Genomic DNA, 15,713 nt, shown 5'->3' on the forward strand with positions numbered 1-15,713 from the left:
GCGCGACTTCGGCCGCCCACCCCGTCTGATGGGCATCGACGTCGCTCGAGGCCTCGCCGCGCTCGGGATGGTGGGCGCCCACGTCGGCATCGCCGAGACGTTCGACTGGGCACGCGTCGAGACCTGGCTCGACGTGGTGCACGGCCGCTCCTCCGTCCTCTTCGCCATCGTGGCCGGCATCTCGATCGCGCTGGTCACCGGCCGCACGCGCCGGCCGGCCCTGGAGGAGCTGCCGGCGCTGCGCCTCCGCCTGCTGGGGCGCGGCGCGGTCGTCTTCGCGATCGGGGTGGCGCTGGAGCTGCTGAACACCGGCATCGCCGTGATCCTCACCGTCTACGGCGTGCTGTTCGTCGCGGTGATCCCGTTCCTGCGCTGGGTCGCAGCCGCCTCGACGAGAAGCGCACCGCTGCGGCCCTGCTCGTCGGCGGTGCGCTGGAGCGGCTGACGGGCTGGGGCGCGCGGTCCATGGCCGCGCGCATCGGCACGGCTCAGCCGAAGTAGGGGTCCGCCGCCATCCGCTGGAACGCCCGCAGCGCCTCCGGCGACGAGCGGATGCGCCAGTCTCGCTCCTTCGCGATGTCGAACCAGACGACGGCCCGGATGAGCGGGAACTCCTCGCGCAGGGTGGGCACGATCCCCCCGATCCAGTCGGCTTTGTCGCCGCCGATCTCGCTGGACGCGGTCTCGCCGATGATGATCGGCTTGCCGAGCGGTGTGAGCTGCTCGACCATGTCGCGGAACACCTCGTCGAAGCTCTGCCACACGAAGCCGGGCTGGTCCGTGCCCCAGTTGTAGCCGTCGATGCCGGTCCAGTCGACGTACTGCTCGCCCGGGTAGTAGTCGAGGGCCGGCGGGGCGCCCTCGCTGTCGGTGTTGTTGGGCGCCCACACCCACACCACGTTGCCGCCGTCGGCACCCTCGAAGACGTCGTGCACGTGCCGGTACGCGGCCACGTAGAGCTCGGGGTCGTGCCCGCCCCAGCCCTCCTCCTCGTTCATCTCGGCGGCGAAGTCGAGCATGACGGGCCGCTCGAGCGCGGCGGCGGCGGTCGCCCGTTCCAGCAGCAGGTCGTCGTACTCCCCCGCGACGATGTCGGCGAAGTCGACGCCGAACGGCTCCCAGTTGACGAGCGAGGTGCGCCCGGCGGCGGCGTCCTGCGCCACGACCTCGGAGCCGACCCAGTCGTCCTCCCACCCGAAGTAGGTGAGGTGCAGCGGCGGCGTGCGCCCGATGACCGCGTCGGTGGTCGCCGGCTCACCGTCGCCGTAGTAGACGCCGAGCAGCGCCCCGTGCTCCGGCACGAGCGGCGCGTCGGCCGCGCTGATCGCCGGGTCGACGATCGGCACGTGGGGTGCCGAGCACCCGGCGAGGGCGAGCACCGCCGCGCCAGCGACGAGGAGCGAGCGGATGCGGGGGTTGCGTTCACACGCGCCAGCCTGCCAGCTGCGCGCCCCGGAACGGCGAAACGCCCGCCCTCCGTGAGGAGGACGGGCGTTTGCGCTCGGGGGTCTGAGCGGAAGGCTCAGGCCTGGGCGCGGTTGCGACGAACCACGTTGAGCGTGACGACCGTGGTCGCACCGAGGGCCAGCAGGCCACCGGCGAACCAGAAAGCGGCAGCCGAGTCCGAACCCGTGTTGGCGAGGCCACCGGGGGCGGCAGCCGAGTCGGCGGCGGCGACGGAGAACGAGGCCGAGGCAGTGGCGCCGGACTCGGTTCCGACGCCGACGAGGGTGTAGGTGCCCTCGGCGCCGGCGGGCAGCGTGACGGAGACCGTGAGGCCGCCGGCCGCGTCGGCGGCCTTGACGATCGAGACGGTGCCGGCGAGGGTCGCGTTCTCGGCGTTCTCACCGGTCAGCACGAAGCGGACGTCCTCGTTCGGCGCGAAGGTGCCGGCCGGGAAGGTCACGGTGATGGTCTGGCCGGCGACGACGGTCGCGGGAGCGGTCGGGTTGCCGGTGCCGGGCACGTAGGTCGCGTTGGCGGCAGCGGCCGGCGCGATGATGAGCGCCGAGGCGATGGCAGCGGTGGTCAGGCCGCGGGCAAGCTTGTTCATGGGAGATCCCTCGTTCTGTATCGGTGGTGACTGGCAGACGTACTCGAAGCGGGATATCCCCCCGGCCTCGGCCACAGGCGTCGCCTGTGGACTCCTTAGAGAATCTAGCGTCATCCTTGAGGATTACAAAGCCGATGTCGCCGCATTTCTGTTACGAGCGGGTAAACGATCCCCCCGCACGCAGCCTCACGCCCGGAAAACCAAGGAATTTTCAGCCCTGATCACTTTTGCATGCCTCTCCTGCCGAGAGCTGCACCTGCGTTCCGCGGACCATCGGGGTGTGTTCGATCGCGAGATCCTCGCTCTGGCCGAGGTCGCCGAGCACGTCGATCTGCACCGACTGCGACTCCCCCGGAGCCAGCTCCACGACGAACTTGGCCACGAGGCGTCCCTCGTGCTCCTGCACGTTGAACTCCGCCGGCTCGCCGTTGACACGGCCCCCGGTGATCACGGCACCCGGCGGTACGTAGATGAGCGCCTCGGTGCGGATGCGGCCAGGCTCGACGCCGAATACTCCGCCGCCGGTGACGTAGTCGGTCAGGCTCTGCGCCGCATCGTCGGGCGCGGATGACGTCAGACCGAAGCCGACCGTGAACTCGGGTCGACCGTCCTGCCGGCAGCTCTGCGAATCCCCGCCGATGATCGCGTCGACGTAGTAGTCCATCTTGGCGCCGGTGGCGTCGTTGAAGTACACGCCGAAGGCGCTGACGTCCTCGGTCGTCTGGGGCAGCTGTCCAGCGAGCGGCGTGGTGTCGAGCAGCGCCTGCTCTTGCTCGTTGGCACTCCAGACCAGGATGCGCCGCTCCTCGACCCCGCGCGCCAACGCATCGAGCATCGCCCCGGCGTCGCCGTCGAAGGAGCTGACCCTCTCGAACACTGCGGCTGCGGCTGCGGCGAAGTAGGCGTCCTGCAGTTGCGGCTGGTCGGCGAAGCGCGCGTACACCCCGCTCAGCAGCGTGTCGACGGCGTTCTCGCTCGTCAGCTCGGAGCCGTCGGGCAGCGTCACGGGCCCCGTTGCCTCGAGCAAGTAGCTCAGTGCCACGGGATCGATGGCCGCGACGCCATCGACTTCTTGTCCCGTCAGCTGCGTCCAACGAGCCTGCGCGAGTTCACCGCTGCGGGCGAAGTCCGGGGTGAGGGTCGCGTTCTGGATGAACCGACCGAGGATGTCGCTGAAGAGCGAGTTCTCCTCCTCGGACAAAGGCAAGACCGGTTCGGGGGTCGCCCCGCGGAAGTCAGCGGAGCTCGCTTGGTCGACGAGGCCGATACTGCCCGCATCCGCAGAGATCACTGAAGTGGCTCCGGGGATGCCGCCGCCAGCGCGCAGCTCCGCGTTGTTCTGAAAGAGAACGAGATACTCTCGCCCGCCGCTCGCCCCAAGCATCGGAGGCAACAGACGGGCTGCGATGTCGAGACCGGTGAGCAAGCGGTCGGCTGCACTAGAAAGGGTGCGGACTTGGCTGACTGCTTCACCAATCTGCGGCAGTACGTCCTCAGTTTGGATACGGCTGAGACTGCTGTTGGCTTCGGCGACGACAGCCTGCGCGCTACCGATGCTCGGTTGAGCAGCTCGTAGTTCCTCGACCGGCAGCACGCCTTCACGCAGCGTCAGCGACTCGCCGTCGATCGAGCCCGCGACCTCGACCAGAGATGGCAAAGCGTCCGACACGATGGAATCGACTGCAGCAGCGGTTTCGCGGAAGGCGCTCAGATTCGTTCCCACAAGGGGTAGCACCTCAGCGGCACGCCAGAGTGGATCGGACGTGAGCACCGCCGCTCTGCTCGTCTTCTCACCGACTGAGTCGGCCAGCTCGCCAAGTTCATCGAGCGCGTCCAGGGAGGCGGACGCCTGCGCGGCCCTTATCTCGGTAGCAGCCGATTGCAACGCATCGCGGGCCAAGAGGCCACGAACTGCGACCCAGCTCCCCCACGCCACGACGACAAAGATAATGATCGCGGCGGTCAACAAGACAGCCCGTCGCGCTCTGCTTGGACTCTTGGCCACCGCGCTTCTACGCCCTTGCATCAACGTCCCCTCTTGGCTTCGGAGCAACCGTAACGCAGCGCTGTCGGCGACGCGGCTCCCGGAGAATGTGCATCGTGCGCCTCGACGGAACGTCTTACCTTCTTCCACACGCGAAAGTGAGGCCGACAGGCGCCCGGCGCGGCAGCGAGCGGACCTACGCTCGATGCACCGACGATGTTCTATCGCTCAGAGAAGTAGCGCGGCGAAGCTCGCTAAGGTGACGTGTGCCCAACACTACTTCGAATCACGGGGCTCGTGGCGCGTTCGTCACGGTCGCAGTGCAGGTTGTCCGACTTGCCGTTCAGTTAATCGGCATGGTAGTCCTTTCTCGTCTTCTCTCGCCCGCGGATTTCGGGTTGATCGCAATGGTTGCAGTGTTCACTGTTCTCGGCGATCGCTTGAGGGACTTCGGTATTCCAACGGCGGCGCTACAAGCCAGAGAGTTATCTCACCAACAAGCGTCAAATTTGTTCTGGATCAACACCGGCCTAGGAACGCTCTTAGCCGCGGCTTTGGTGCTATCAACGCCGCTCATCGTCGCACTCTACGGCGAACCGTCTTTGGCGGGGATCATCCCATTTGCCGCAGCCGCACTACTGTCAGGGGGTTTGCAAGCCCAGCAACAGATACACTTGGCACGAAGTCTTCGTTTCAATACAGCAGCGCTGACAGAAATCGGAGCACAGTTGATCGCCACGGGACTTGCAATCAGCTTAGCGTGGAGCGGGTACGGCGTCTGGGCACTCGCCTGGCAGATTGCGGCAGCTCCCGTCGCGCTATTCGTTCTACGGTTCGCGGCAGCTCGATTTGTCCCCAAGGCCCCTCGACGCGGGGCAGCCACGCAGCCGCTGATCAGAGCTGGACTCCATGTCGGAGGGGCACAGTTGCTGAATTTTGCAGCCCTGAACGCGTCAACCGTAATGATCGGCAATCGCTGGGGCGCAGCACCTCTGGGCCAGTATGGACGCGCCGCAAACCTGACGAACATGCCTACGCAGGCAGTCGTAGGGCCGCTCACTAATGTAGCCATTCCAACCCTTAATAGGCTGCGCAGGGAAGGTAGAGACGTCAACAGTGCACTTCTGAATATTCACACGTTGATCACTCTTCTCGGTGTCACAATGTTCACCGCAGCAGCCAGCAGCGCTCCGTGGCTCATCCCGCTCGTGCTAGGTCAGGACTGGGCCCCGGCGGTGGGCATCTTCCAAGCGCTCTCCGCCGGAGGCGCCGTCAGCTTCGCGGCCACTTGCTGCTTCTGGGGCTTTCTCCTCAATGATGCAACCCGCTCGCTCCTAATCAGCGACCTAATCGCCAAACCGATATCGGTAGTCTTGGTTTTCGCGGGCGTCCTGCATTCCGTAGAAGCTGCAGCTATCGCGCATTCGGCGGGCATCGCAGTATCGTGGCTCACGAACCTCCTGATGCTGGCGCGACTCAACAGCTTTCCCTCTCTGCAAAGCTTTCTCGTCGGTGTTCGGCTCATAGCCGCTGGGGCGCTCGGAGTCCTGTCCGTCACTGTGCTGCATTCGGAGTTGCAGCGGCTGCCTGCAGCGGGAGCCGTTACGGCCGCAGTACTAGTGTCACTTTCGATCATGATGCTCGCGATAACAATAACCCCAGGTGGGTTCAAGCTCATTCGAGGCGCCTGGCGCTCAGCTGCGATGCTCAGAAAGTGAATCAACAGCGTCTAATACCACAGAACGATGACGGAATCAGCCCAGCGGCACAGGCGGGTGACGTATCATTTTCGCCATCTAAGTAGGCCGGGTAGCGCAGGCCCGAAACACTTCAAGATCATACACTTAGTCGCCACGCGCCAGTCAAACTCGAACACACCAACGATCTTCGACACGCGAAGTTGCTTCATGATCAAGCGCAATTCATGACTGCCGCCCGGAGAGTGAGACCGAAGCGCGTTTAGGCCACGATCCAGCAACCACAACTTGTGGTCGTAGAAATTCAGCTCTTTCCTGAATTGATCGCGCAGCCCGAGCCGTCTTGTCACTACGTGGATATGTTCTCGAGCGCGAGTGATGTCGTGTGACCCACTAAATGGACGCTGACTCAGCGAACCATTGCGTTGGACATGCCAGTACACTGTGACTGGAACAAAGCGAACAATGAAGGCAGTAGAGAAGGAATCAGCCACAAAGCATAAGTCCTCGTGCGTGCGAATATTTCTAAACGGTGCAGTTGCAATGTTCGACTTTCGGAACAACTTAGACCAGAGATAGCCGCGGACGTCGCCTAGAAGAATGTGGCGAAACGCATCTGATCCGCTCATAACTGCAGGTTCTGCAAGGCCATCTGTATACGACGAAATAGCCCCGTCGAATACCCATCGCGCGCGGGCCACTATCACGTCAGCACCGCTATTCTCTCCTTCAGCAACCATGTGGCTTACGCCTGTCGGGGACCACTCGTCATCCCAATCAGCGAACCAAACCCATTTCCCCTTAGCTGAAAGCAAGCCCGTGTTCCGTGCCGCACCAGGACCGCCATTGACTCCTCGTGCAAGAATCGACACGCGGCCCTCGTTTTGAAGGAGCTGTCGCAACCGTTCAAGAGTGTCGTCTTGAGAATCGTCATCGACAATAATAAACTCTAGGCTTGGATAGTCAACCGACTGGAGTTTGCTCCATAGTTCGGCCACCGATGCGCCGATATTGAACACCGGAACAACGACACTGACAAGCGGGAAGGCAAGTTCGTGAGCAGTCTCGCCAATCATCTGCTCGCGCCAGCTGAGATGTCTTCGTAGTATGTCTCAAGAATCGCGGTCTGTTTCGACATGTCGAACGCATTCTCCACAAAGGCGCGGCCCTGGCGGCCCAGGTCTGAGGCAAGGTTGTGGTTCTCGAACAACATCATGATGTTGGCCGCAAGCCGAGCCACGTCGCCTTCCGGGCTTAACAACCCAGTACGACCATCTAAAACTGCCTCTGGGATACCAGAATGGAGCGTTGCAACGACTGGTAAGGCAGCGGCCGCCGCCTCGACAACTACAGTGGGAAGCCCCTCACAATCTCCATCCGACGCCTGTTTTGACGGGGCCACGAGCATGCGCGATGCAGCAAGATGATGCGCTACCTCAGCTGGCGAGAGGGCACCAAGCAGAATGATGTTTGCGCGCGACGCAGCAGCCTTCTTTGCGACCTCATCTTTCATGGGGCCGTCGCCGATCAGAGCCACACGCAAAGGGGCCCGTTCGGCTAAGAGCTCGACAGCCTCCAGAAGTTCGATCAGCCCTTTCTTCTCCACGAAGCGGCCTACGAAGATCACGTCCCAGACTATGTTGCGCGCCGCAACGGATGCGCGCAGCGGCACTCCGATGTGATGCACCACCACTCGGTCCGGGGTAGCGCCAAGGCCTATAGCTCGCTGTTTGATGTGCTCGGAGACAGCGATTACCAGAGCTGCGCGCGCTAGAGTTCGACGTGCGCGGCTTCGAGCAAGAGCACCTCGTAAACCCGTTTGCCCGGGCCAGGCAGTAGCGTCATGGCCGTGCAGAGTGACGACCAACGGTATTCCTAGATCTTCTGCCGCCCGGGACACCCGCCAAGCATTCGGAAGAAAATGCGCATGGATGACATCGGGTCGCCAGCTGCGAAGAACGCCTTTGACCCTGCGAGAACGACCAGTTCTCACGAATGCGGCCCGCAAGAGCCTCTCATACACGCTTTCGCCGAACACGGTCACGTCCTCGGGGCGGGAGAGATCGGTGGGCGAAAACCTGATGCCCATGAGCACCGGACTCACATTGCGAAGAAAGTCAAATTGGTTCCGAATGAAGGTCTCAGAATATGGCAGGACCGAGTCAGTCCAGATAAGAACTCGTCGCATCACCACCCCATCCAATAGATGAAAACCACTGCATCTCAGCGATCAATGCTAGCCGAACTGTCACGATCATTGAGCAGGTAATCCACCGCATCCAGCAGCGAAGGTTGTTGCTCGGACTCTATAGAAGTGAAATGGAGTGCTTGCGCTGGCTGGTCGGCAATCTCGTCCATAATGGCCCTCAATCGCGGAGCGTCACCCGCTGGAAACACTGACGCATTCAAACCAATGGATCGTGCCGCCTCTTTGAGCCCAGGCTGGTCCGATATCACGACCCGCGCTCCGGCTAGCCCGGCCTCTACGACCACTCGCCCGAATGGTTCTCTCCACTTTGATGGCACGATCACATTACGAACTTTAGGCAAAAATTCGCTCGTCTTCACGACGCCGACGAATCTCAATCCTGGGTAGCTCGCTGAAAGCGATTCTCGCTCGTGGTCGGTCACCTCACCAGCCACGACTACCTCGTGAGGAGAATTTTGGATTGCTTCACCGATGGTCTCTAATCCCTTCTCCACCCCGACTCGTCCAATGTAAGCAAAACGAATACTCTTGTTCTCGCTGGCTTCACTGGCGAAGGAATCAACCTTCGGTGCATTGATGAACATACGACTCTCCGCGAAGACTCCGCGGCCAACGTGCTCGTCGAAAACCGCCTCAGAAACCGCGGCAACGAGGTCCGGTTGAGTGGACCGTAGGGTTCGCAAAGTACGTAGTTTGCAACCACCGCACGTACCCACGCAGTTTTCGCCGTCTCGGTAAAGAGTGCTCTTAAGGCAGATCAGCCCATAATCGCGCATCTGATGTATAACCGGTATCCCTCGATCTCGCGCGGCTGACCAAGGTTCCGTCGTCCAACCACGGAGGTTGTTCGTAATGACGAGATCGTAAGTATCTGAGTCGAAAAGCTGTTGGACTCGGTGACGCGCGGTCCGATTAAGGAGATCCAGTCCTTGCCACAGGAGTCGAACTGGAAGCGAAAAACGCGGTCGTGGGTGCGTCCAAGGCCAGTATCGGAGAGGTGTTGCCAAGCGCACAAAACGCACACCAGTCTCGTTGAACTCATTAGCCGGTGTTCCCCGTGGTACGAGCCCAGCAATGGTGACTCGATAACCAGCTGCTGCGAGCAGCTTCGCGTCGGCAAGCATGGAATGCTCTGCTCCGCCTGTGAAAGGCGGGGGCGCAAAGGTGTTAATGAGCAAGATACTTTTCATTCCGGAGTTCCTTAGCCGACGAATTCCTCGAATGTTGCACGAATATGACCACGGCCATTAGCGCCCAAAAGATGCCCAACCTGAATCCGTTGCTTGCCATGAACTGTATCAGAGCTACAAGCAGAATGGCCCTCGCCACAACCTGAGGCATCGCAACTCCGCGAGTGCCGACTATGAGAGAAACAATCAGGGCAACCACGAGAAGTAGTCCGACGACGCCCAAGTCGTACAAATTCGTCAAAAGTAGGTTGGTCGAACCCCGGCCGGTGTTTAGCTCGCCGCCCCCGGCGTAAATTTGACGCATCAGGGGGTCCTCTGCCAGGGGAGCCAGAGAGCCGACTCCATGACCCAAGATCGGATGGCGTCCCCAATAGTCAAGAATAAGGTCTTGGACCCCGAGGCGAGAAGCCAAAGATCCCTGGTCCGCCGACGCCCCATCAACACCTAGCGCCCGCACGATATCGAGACGACGTAAAGCCTCGCTCGGGAGTACCTCTAGTAAGAGGAAGAATATGGGGATGAGCACGATCGGTGCAGCGAGTACAGCTGCAATTGATTTACCTGTCGCAGCCAGAGACTCAGAAAAAAACAACTTTCTCGCAAGTCCCAGTAGCAGAACTGCAGCGACCGCAGCTAGTGCAGCGCGTGAGAATGTCAGCACCAGAACACTACCAAAAACGACCATTAAGGCGAAACTATTACTTCGCTTGCGGGCGAGAGGACTCATAAAAAATCCGATTGAGGCTACCAGCGCGGCCCAAACCGGCTCGCTGGTTAGCCCATGTGGGCGGGGCCAAGGAACATTCTGAGAGAACCACACCCCGAGATCTGTGCCAAGAGCGGCTGCCGCCAGCACTTGAAGCAAAGCCACGGCGGAAGATGCAAAACATCCGTACAAAAGCCAACGGCAAAATTCTTCGAATGAGAACCGATCTTCTCGGTACAAGCGAAACACTGCGATCAGCCAGAGCAACAAAAATAACTGACCAAACGAGGCTTGCGCCGTGTCACTCGGGCTATACGACCAGATGATGCTCCCGACACAGAGCAATGTGTATACTGCGAGAACCTTCAACGTCAATGGCCATTTGCTGTTCTTGCCGGTGGGCCTAATGATAGCTGCAACAAGCACTACCGTCGCCGGAATCATATAAAAGCGAACGTTGATATTTCCAATAGCGACTCCCACAGAGTCCAGCGGCATCAGAATGACGCTCAACGCGACGCAAAACTTCGACATCCTCCATTTCAGAATAGAGTACAAATGTGAGTTTGTGTTTTTTTGCGATCCCGTTTTAGAAAGCATTTTTCAGCACCACCGCAAGCTGGGAACGCATTCGCTCCACTGTGAAAGGGTTGTGTGGAAGCGGGCGGTCGGATGCCGAGGCAGCAGTAGTGAAAGCATGCGACATCGCCTCGATCGATGTTGGGTCAAAATACTGCTGCGCGAGTCCGGACGTCGCTTCGCGAAACGCTGGAATATCCGAGCAGTAAACTGGAGTCCCAAGCGCTGTGGCCTCGCCCACTGGGAGTCCGAAACCTTCGTAGAATGACGCGGCAAAAAATGCCTGGGCACCCTGGTAGAGCGCAGTGAGAACTTCGTCGGAAACCGGTCCGGTGAATCGAATCCCGTCCGGTACGGTTCCCCATGCCTGCCTCCCAACCAGCACCAGGTCAAAATCCCTCTGCAGAGAAGATCTTTGAAAGGCTCGCCACAATCCGGACAAGTTCTTTCGAGGCTCCACCGAACCCACAGCGAGGAAGTACGGCTTTACTTTTCTCTTGGCCGCCGACCGGAATGGCACCGGTGCGACGACATTACTAACTACGTCCACTTCTCTGTTGAAGTAGTCGCGCATCTCGATGGCCATTGCCTCGGACACTGTCACAAGTCTGGTAGCACGGTGCGCCCACATGTTTGCAAGCGGCCGATAATAGTACCGTCCGGCGGCGCTTGCCATCTCAGGATACTTCCACCAGGTCAGGTCATGCACGATGAAAACGGTCCCGCCGCTTGCCTGCATGTAACCAGGTGGATAAGTGGGGAAAAGCGATACATGAGCCCGTCGACTTCGGGTCGGCAAAACAACCTGGTCACTAAAAATACGCTTGGCGAGAGACGAACCGCCTGCTTTATAAACGAGAGTTTCAGGAAATGGGTCGACGGCTTGCAGCAAAAACCTAGTATATCGCTCCCAACCAGTGGTCCGCTGCGCGAATGCAGATCTACCATCAATTAAAAGCGTCACTGAGCGGACCTCGTAAACCTTGCGCGAGTGTGCCGTAGCGTGCTGAGGGCCATCTGCGCGACAAAGTACGGACCGGCTTTTAGGTACCGCGAAACCATGGTGCCTGGTCTCATGACGATACGGTGCAGCCATTCTAGGCCTAGACGTTGCAACATCTTGGGAGCCCTTTTCTGTGTTCCGGCCAAAAACTCGATAGAGGCCCCTGCGCAGATGATGACGCCGGTTGAGAGCATTCGATGGAGTTCGATCGCAACTTGCTCTTGCTTCGGAACTCCGATACCCAGGATCACTGCTTCTGGCTCGAACTCACAGATACGAGACAAAATTTTCGATCGTGCGCCAGGCGATTGCAACTCCGCCGCCGGAGCCGGCTCACTTAGAAAAGTAGATTCGTTTGAGTTTCCTTTGGAGTACTTGGCGGCCACGATCGCAGCGGAGTCCGCCACACCGCCCACGAGCGCAATGCGCCTGCCAGACTCCACTAAACCTGCGACCAAATCTGCTCCTGTAACCCTCGAACTGCGCACTAGTCCCGGAGCAAAGCTACGCGCAGCAGCAGCCACTGGCCATCCATCAGGGGTACGTAGGCTCGCCAGCTGGTTTACCTCCGCGAGAATTGGGTATCGTCGCGCCTGTTCGATTTGGACGATGTTGGGAGTGACGACTATATGTGGCTGCGATTTGTCGTCCATGAGTGCATCAAGTTCCCTTGCAGCAGTTGCTGCATCAAGAGCATCCACGTGGAGATGTCCAATCTTAAAGCAAGCGAGGACCTGGCCGGACAAGCCGGTTCTCTGTCGCTGGTCACTGATCATCAGTTCATCTTCTTCGAGCTGGGCAAGTCATCGTCACCGTCGGTATCAGGTCGCTGGCGCACAAACTGCTCGACTATCGGATTCAGTTGAGAATCGCCAAGCAACCAGGATGTGATCTCGCGGTAACGCATAATGTAATCTGCGGCTGTAAGGCCTCTTGCGCCTAAGTCGGACGGAACGGTGGGGCGATCCAGGGCGCGCTCGATCGCCGCAGCGAGGCTCGGAGCCGCACCAACCTCATAGAAGATGCGCGCGTCTTCGCTGATGTACTCCTTTAGGCCCCCCGTGTCTGCGGTTACCAAAGGCGTGCCGAAATGCTGCGCTTCAATTGCCACAGTGGCCCCCGAAGCATGTGCGTTCGGCCTTAGAGGCACGACTACCGCTCCTGAGGTTCGGTAAGCATTCGAAATCGATTCGACTCGGTTTAGTCTCTTCACCCGTAGATTACTCGGCGCGGAGCTGGGAAGCTTGACACGTCTTGGGTCGCAACCGATTAGAAACTCGACGTCAGGAAGCAAAGTTGCGGCCTCAATCAGCACATTCCAGTCTCGCTGCTTATCGTTCCCCGGAGCGAATACTGATCGTCGACGCGGAGCGTATGGAAGCTGTGGCTCTTCGTCGACGGCTGGCCCAAATGGAATCCTCAGAACTCGGCGAGCGGCTGATAACTCCTGCGCTTTCGATTGGTTCACATCCGAATGGACGAGTTCCACGGAGAACCGTCTGATCAGCAGCAAGAGGGCGAATCGTGATACCGGGTTGCGGAGACGCCCGTTGTCATAAAGCCAAATAGTCTGCGCGACGAGGACAGTTCGCAACCGAAGTAGTTGTAGTATCAGACTTACTGCGAGGGCCTCCCGCTCGGTATGCGTCCAGATCGCGTCTGCCTGGAAGTGACGTCGATTCCTCCAGGCATGCACGAGATCGAAACCTAAACCGAAAAGAATAATTCTTCTAATAAATTTGCCGAGACGCGTTTCTTTATGATCCACGCTGAAGCCGACCTTCAGGTTTGCGGCCGTCCGGGCTGTGCCATAACTGTAAGGCGTCTCTCCCCAGACCTCGCCGCGAGCGTAACGCTCTCGCCAACTTGCTTCGGAGCGACCGTAATCTAGATGCACGAAGATCACTCGTTCACGACGCACTAGTACGCTCCTGATCCTCGAGCCACAGCCCGCGCGGTTCGCCCCAGGATCACAAGATCTCCGGTCAGCGACCAATTCTCAACATAGAAAAGATCTAGTCGAACCGAATCCTCCCAAGAGAGATCGGAGCGGCCACTCACCTGCCAAAGACCTGTGATGCCGGGAGTAACCAGGAAACGACGATGCACGTGCCGGTCGTAAAGGGATACCTCACGCGCAAGCGGCGGTCGCGGCCCCACTAATGACATGGAACCGCCGAGAACGTTCAGTAGCTGTGGTAGCTCGTCGAGGCTGTAGCGACGCAATACCCTGCCTACATTCGTCACTCGAGGATCCTCCCTCATTTTGAACAGCACCCCTCCGTTGTCGAGGCGATCACCGTTCTGTTCGAGATTCGCCATGAGCTGCTCGGCGTCCTCGCGCATGGATCGAAACTTCAGCATGTGGAACGTTTGCGCGTTGAGGCCAACACGTTCCTGGCGAAAGAGCACCCCGCCTGGTGACGTTGTTTTCACTATCACAGCGATGATTAGCATCGGGACCGCAAGGATGGCCAACATGCACGACGTCGCCACCACGTCGAACGCACGTTTCGTGTAACGCTTCATGCCGTCGTAGCGCGGTGTCTCGACGTGGATCAGCGGCAGACCCGCGACCGGCCGGGTGTGGATGCGCGGGCCACCGATATCCGTCAGATTCGGGGCGACAACGAATTGGTAGCGGCCGCTTTCCAACTGCCAGCTGAGCTCACGGACGCGTTGCGGGGGCAAGTCGTCGCTGCCGCAGACCACCACGGTGTCGGCGCCCAGCGTCTCGAGCGCGCGGGGCACGTCGTCGACACCACCGATGATTTTCACGCCGCCGACAGCGGCGTAGGTGCCAGAGGCCTCGCCCGGGACGCAGGCCGCGATGACGCGATAACCGGCCCACGGTTGGCGAGCGAGCTCACGCGCGAAGTGCTGTACCGACTCGCGGCTGCCCACAAGGATGACCCTGCTCGAGTAACGGCCCTTCTCGCGCTCGACGCGCAGCCACTGCCGCCAGAGCCAGCGGGAGGCGAGCAACGCTGCGATGCCGATGGGGAACGCAAGGAGCACGTAACCACGGGCGACGTCGAGCTTGAGGAAGTAGAAGATCGATGCGGTGATCAGCAGCAGCCGCAGGCCCCAGTCGATGAGGATGCGGTACTCCGTCGTGCCGATACCGATGACCCGTGGGCCGCGGCTGCCGGTGACGCTGATGACGAGCATCCAGAGGGCGATGATGCCTGCGGAGATGAACGAGTACCCGAGGCCCGGGTCGCCGGCGAGGTTGGTAAAGGTGGCTGCGGCCTCATCGGTGCCCAGCCAGACGAGCTGCACCCCGATGACCGCCCACACGACGACGAGGAAGTCCGTGACGATCAGTCGACGCGCGTAGCGGCGCTGCCAGTCGTCCCGGGCGAGGCCGCTCGCCACCGAGGCGCTCACGGCAGCACCGTCTCGAGCGGGGCCACGCTGTACTGCGTGCCAGACCAGAGCGAGACCGCATCGGAGCTGGAAGCGAGTGCGGTCGAGGTGGGGTCGACGGCACCGGTGAGGCAGGAGCGCGCCTCGGAGGGCGTGCCGCCCGAGGTCAGCGCGTCGGCGCTCAGCGAGACGAGGGCGATGCCGTCGCAGCCCTCGAGCCGCTGTACGGCGAGGGCGTAGCCCGTATCCGCCTCTGCGATGGCGAGGGCGCCCGGCACGGTGGCCTGCGTCCATCCGGCACCATCGATCGACTCGTGCACGGTGCCGTCGGCGCAGAGCACGGCCAGAGCGTCGCCGCGCTCGGCGACGTCGACCGGGGTATCGCACGGGGCGGTCACGCCGCTCGGGGTGATGAGCGCGCCGTTGGGGGCGATGAAGGCTGCCTCGCCGAGGGCGTCGGGCGAGAGGTTCCAGAAGTCGCCCGAGGTGAAGGTGCGGATGCCCGTCCACTCGCAGTCGCCGCCGGCGGACACCGCCGCCTGCGCGTAGCTCTCGTCCTGCGCCCAGAGCCAGAGCACCTCGCGGCCCTCGGTGGTGACCGGCTGCGTCGGCGTCCAGGTGGCGCCGCCGTCCGAGGTGACCTCGATGACGGCCTGGGTATCGCAGGTGCCGCGCTCGGCCCGCCAGGCCACCTGCTCGTCGACGACCGTCAGGGCGCGCAGCACCGGCGTGGCCGGCGGGATCGGCTCGGGGGTCTCGGAAGGTTCGGGGCTCGCCTCAGCCGTGAAGGATGCAGCGGGCCGCGCCGTCGCATCGCCCTCATCCGCTCCCCACCGAACGCGCCGAGCGCGAGGACGATGAGCACGACGTCGGCGACCGCGAAGATGCCCAGGCCGACGAGGGCCAGGGTGCGCTTGCCGCCG

Annotated in this window: 14 protein-coding genes and 1 pseudogene; 2 read left to right on the forward strand and 13 right to left on the reverse strand. The window is 61.2% G+C overall.

The genetic code is table 11. The features are described 5' to 3' along the window. Positions 1 to 28: 28 nt before the first annotated feature. Complete coding sequence (locus QQK26_RS06395) at positions 29 to 445, forward strand: heparan-alpha-glucosaminide N-acetyltransferase domain-containing protein (RefSeq protein ID WP_284231245.1); 417 nt, start codon at positions 29 to 31, stop codon at positions 443 to 445. Between the two features lie 43 nt (positions 446 to 488). Here QQK26_RS06395 and QQK26_RS06400 read toward each other — a convergent pair whose 3' ends face one another. The 3 genes from QQK26_RS06400 to QQK26_RS06410 form a co-directional block, all read right to left on the reverse strand. Continuing rightward, positions 489 to 1,346: a glycoside hydrolase family 26 protein gene (locus tag QQK26_RS06400; protein WP_284231248.1), complete on the reverse strand. Its 858-nt coding sequence runs from the start codon at positions 1,344 to 1,346 to the stop codon at positions 489 to 491. Positions 1,347 to 1,522: 176 nt separating this feature from the next. Next, positions 1,523 to 2,053 carry a hypothetical protein gene (locus QQK26_RS06405; RefSeq protein ID WP_284231250.1) on the reverse strand — a complete coding sequence of 177 codons (531 nt, stop codon included), beginning with the start codon at positions 2,051 to 2,053 and terminating at the stop codon, positions 1,523 to 1,525. A gap of 211 nt (positions 2,054 to 2,264) precedes the next feature. Beyond that, positions 2,265 to 4,019, reverse strand: a complete 1,755-nt coding sequence (locus QQK26_RS06410) for a DUF4012 domain-containing protein (RefSeq protein WP_284231253.1) — start codon at positions 4,017 to 4,019, stop codon at positions 2,265 to 2,267. Positions 4,020 to 4,303: 284 nt separating this feature from the next. Between QQK26_RS06410 and QQK26_RS06415 the strand changes: the two genes are divergently transcribed. After that, complete coding sequence (locus QQK26_RS06415) at positions 4,304 to 5,755, forward strand: lipopolysaccharide biosynthesis protein (protein ID WP_284231256.1); 1,452 nt, start codon at positions 4,304 to 4,306, stop codon at positions 5,753 to 5,755. A gap of 65 nt (positions 5,756 to 5,820) precedes the next feature. Here the strand turns inward: QQK26_RS06415 and QQK26_RS06420 are convergent, their stop codons facing one another. From QQK26_RS06420 to QQK26_RS06460, 10 genes and pseudogenes are all read right to left on the reverse strand, one after another. Continuing rightward, positions 5,821 to 6,810 (reverse strand): glycosyltransferase family 2 protein, encoded by a 990-nt coding sequence (locus QQK26_RS06420; protein WP_284231259.1) that lies wholly within the window; start codon positions 6,808 to 6,810, stop codon positions 5,821 to 5,823. Beyond that, on the reverse strand, positions 6,807 to 7,922 hold the full coding sequence (locus tag QQK26_RS06425) for a glycosyltransferase (protein WP_348520046.1): 1,116 nt from the start codon (positions 7,920 to 7,922) through the stop codon (positions 6,807 to 6,809). The genes QQK26_RS06420 and QQK26_RS06425 overlap by 4 nt, the downstream gene beginning before the upstream one ends. 35 nt (positions 7,923 to 7,957) lie before the next feature. Then, a complete protein-coding gene (locus QQK26_RS06430; RefSeq protein ID WP_284231262.1) occupies positions 7,958 to 8,527 on the reverse strand; it encodes a glycosyltransferase in 570 nt (189 codons plus the stop codon). An 18-nt stretch (positions 8,528 to 8,545) separates the two neighbouring features. Further along, a pseudogene (locus tag QQK26_RS16445) lies at positions 8,546 to 9,133 on the reverse strand (glycosyltransferase); the annotation flags it as partial. Beyond that, complete coding sequence (locus tag QQK26_RS06435; RefSeq protein WP_284231264.1) at positions 9,111 to 10,373, reverse strand: O-antigen ligase family protein; 1,263 nt, start codon at positions 10,371 to 10,373, stop codon at positions 9,111 to 9,113. The gene QQK26_RS06435 and the pseudogene QQK26_RS16445, both read right to left, overlap by 23 nt. Positions 10,374 to 10,428: 55 nt before the next feature. After that, positions 10,429 to 11,310 carry a glycosyltransferase family 4 protein gene (locus QQK26_RS06440; protein ID WP_284231267.1) on the reverse strand — a complete coding sequence of 294 codons (882 nt, stop codon included), beginning with the start codon at positions 11,308 to 11,310 and terminating at the stop codon, positions 10,429 to 10,431. 68 nt (positions 11,311 to 11,378) lie between these two features. Next, positions 11,379 to 12,197, reverse strand: a complete 819-nt coding sequence (locus QQK26_RS06445) for a WecB/TagA/CpsF family glycosyltransferase (protein WP_284231268.1) — start codon at positions 12,195 to 12,197, stop codon at positions 11,379 to 11,381. Then, a complete protein-coding gene (locus tag QQK26_RS06450) occupies positions 12,197 to 13,342 on the reverse strand; it encodes a glycosyltransferase (protein WP_284231271.1) in 1,146 nt (381 codons plus the stop codon). The genes QQK26_RS06445 and QQK26_RS06450 overlap by 1 nt, the downstream gene beginning before the upstream one ends. Continuing rightward, on the reverse strand, positions 13,342 to 14,811 hold the full coding sequence (locus tag QQK26_RS06455) for a sugar transferase (protein WP_284231273.1): 1,470 nt from the start codon (positions 14,809 to 14,811) through the stop codon (positions 13,342 to 13,344). Before QQK26_RS06455 ends, QQK26_RS06450 begins: the two co-directional genes overlap by 1 nt. Next, positions 14,808 to 15,515 carry a hypothetical protein gene (locus tag QQK26_RS06460; RefSeq protein WP_284231275.1) on the reverse strand — a complete coding sequence of 236 codons (708 nt, stop codon included), beginning with the start codon at positions 15,513 to 15,515 and terminating at the stop codon, positions 14,808 to 14,810. The genes QQK26_RS06455 and QQK26_RS06460 overlap by 4 nt, the downstream gene beginning before the upstream one ends. Between the last annotated feature and the right edge of the window lie 198 nt (positions 15,516 to 15,713).

The organism is Arenivirga flava (assembly GCF_030161575.1).
Lineage (GTDB): Bacteria > Actinomycetota > Actinomycetes > Actinomycetales > Microbacteriaceae > Arenivirga > Arenivirga flava.

Coding starts and splice junctions, on each gene's coding strand:
- QQK26_RS06435 (WP_284231264.1), bottom strand. CDS start 10,373: ATGTCGAAGTTTTGCGTCGCGTTGAGCGTCATTCTGATGCCGCTGGAC.
- QQK26_RS06405 (WP_284231250.1), bottom strand. CDS start 2,053: ATGAACAAGCTTGCCCGCGGCCTGACCACCGCTGCCATCGCCTCGGCG.
- QQK26_RS06420 (WP_284231259.1), bottom strand. CDS start 6,810: ATGATTGGCGAGACTGCTCACGAACTTGCCTTCCCGCTTGTCAGTGTC.
- QQK26_RS06395 (WP_284231245.1), top strand. CDS start 29: ATGGGCATCGACGTCGCTCGAGGCCTCGCCGCGCTCGGGATGGTGGGC.
- QQK26_RS06445 (WP_284231268.1), bottom strand. CDS start 12,197: ATGATCAGTGACCAGCGACAGAGAACCGGCTTGTCCGGCCAGGTCCTC.
- QQK26_RS06430 (WP_284231262.1), bottom strand. CDS start 8,527: ATGTTCATCAATGCACCGAAGGTTGATTCCTTCGCCAGTGAAGCCAGC.
- QQK26_RS06425 (WP_348520046.1), bottom strand. CDS start 7,922: ATGCGACGAGTTCTTATCTGGACTGACTCGGTCCTGCCATATTCTGAG.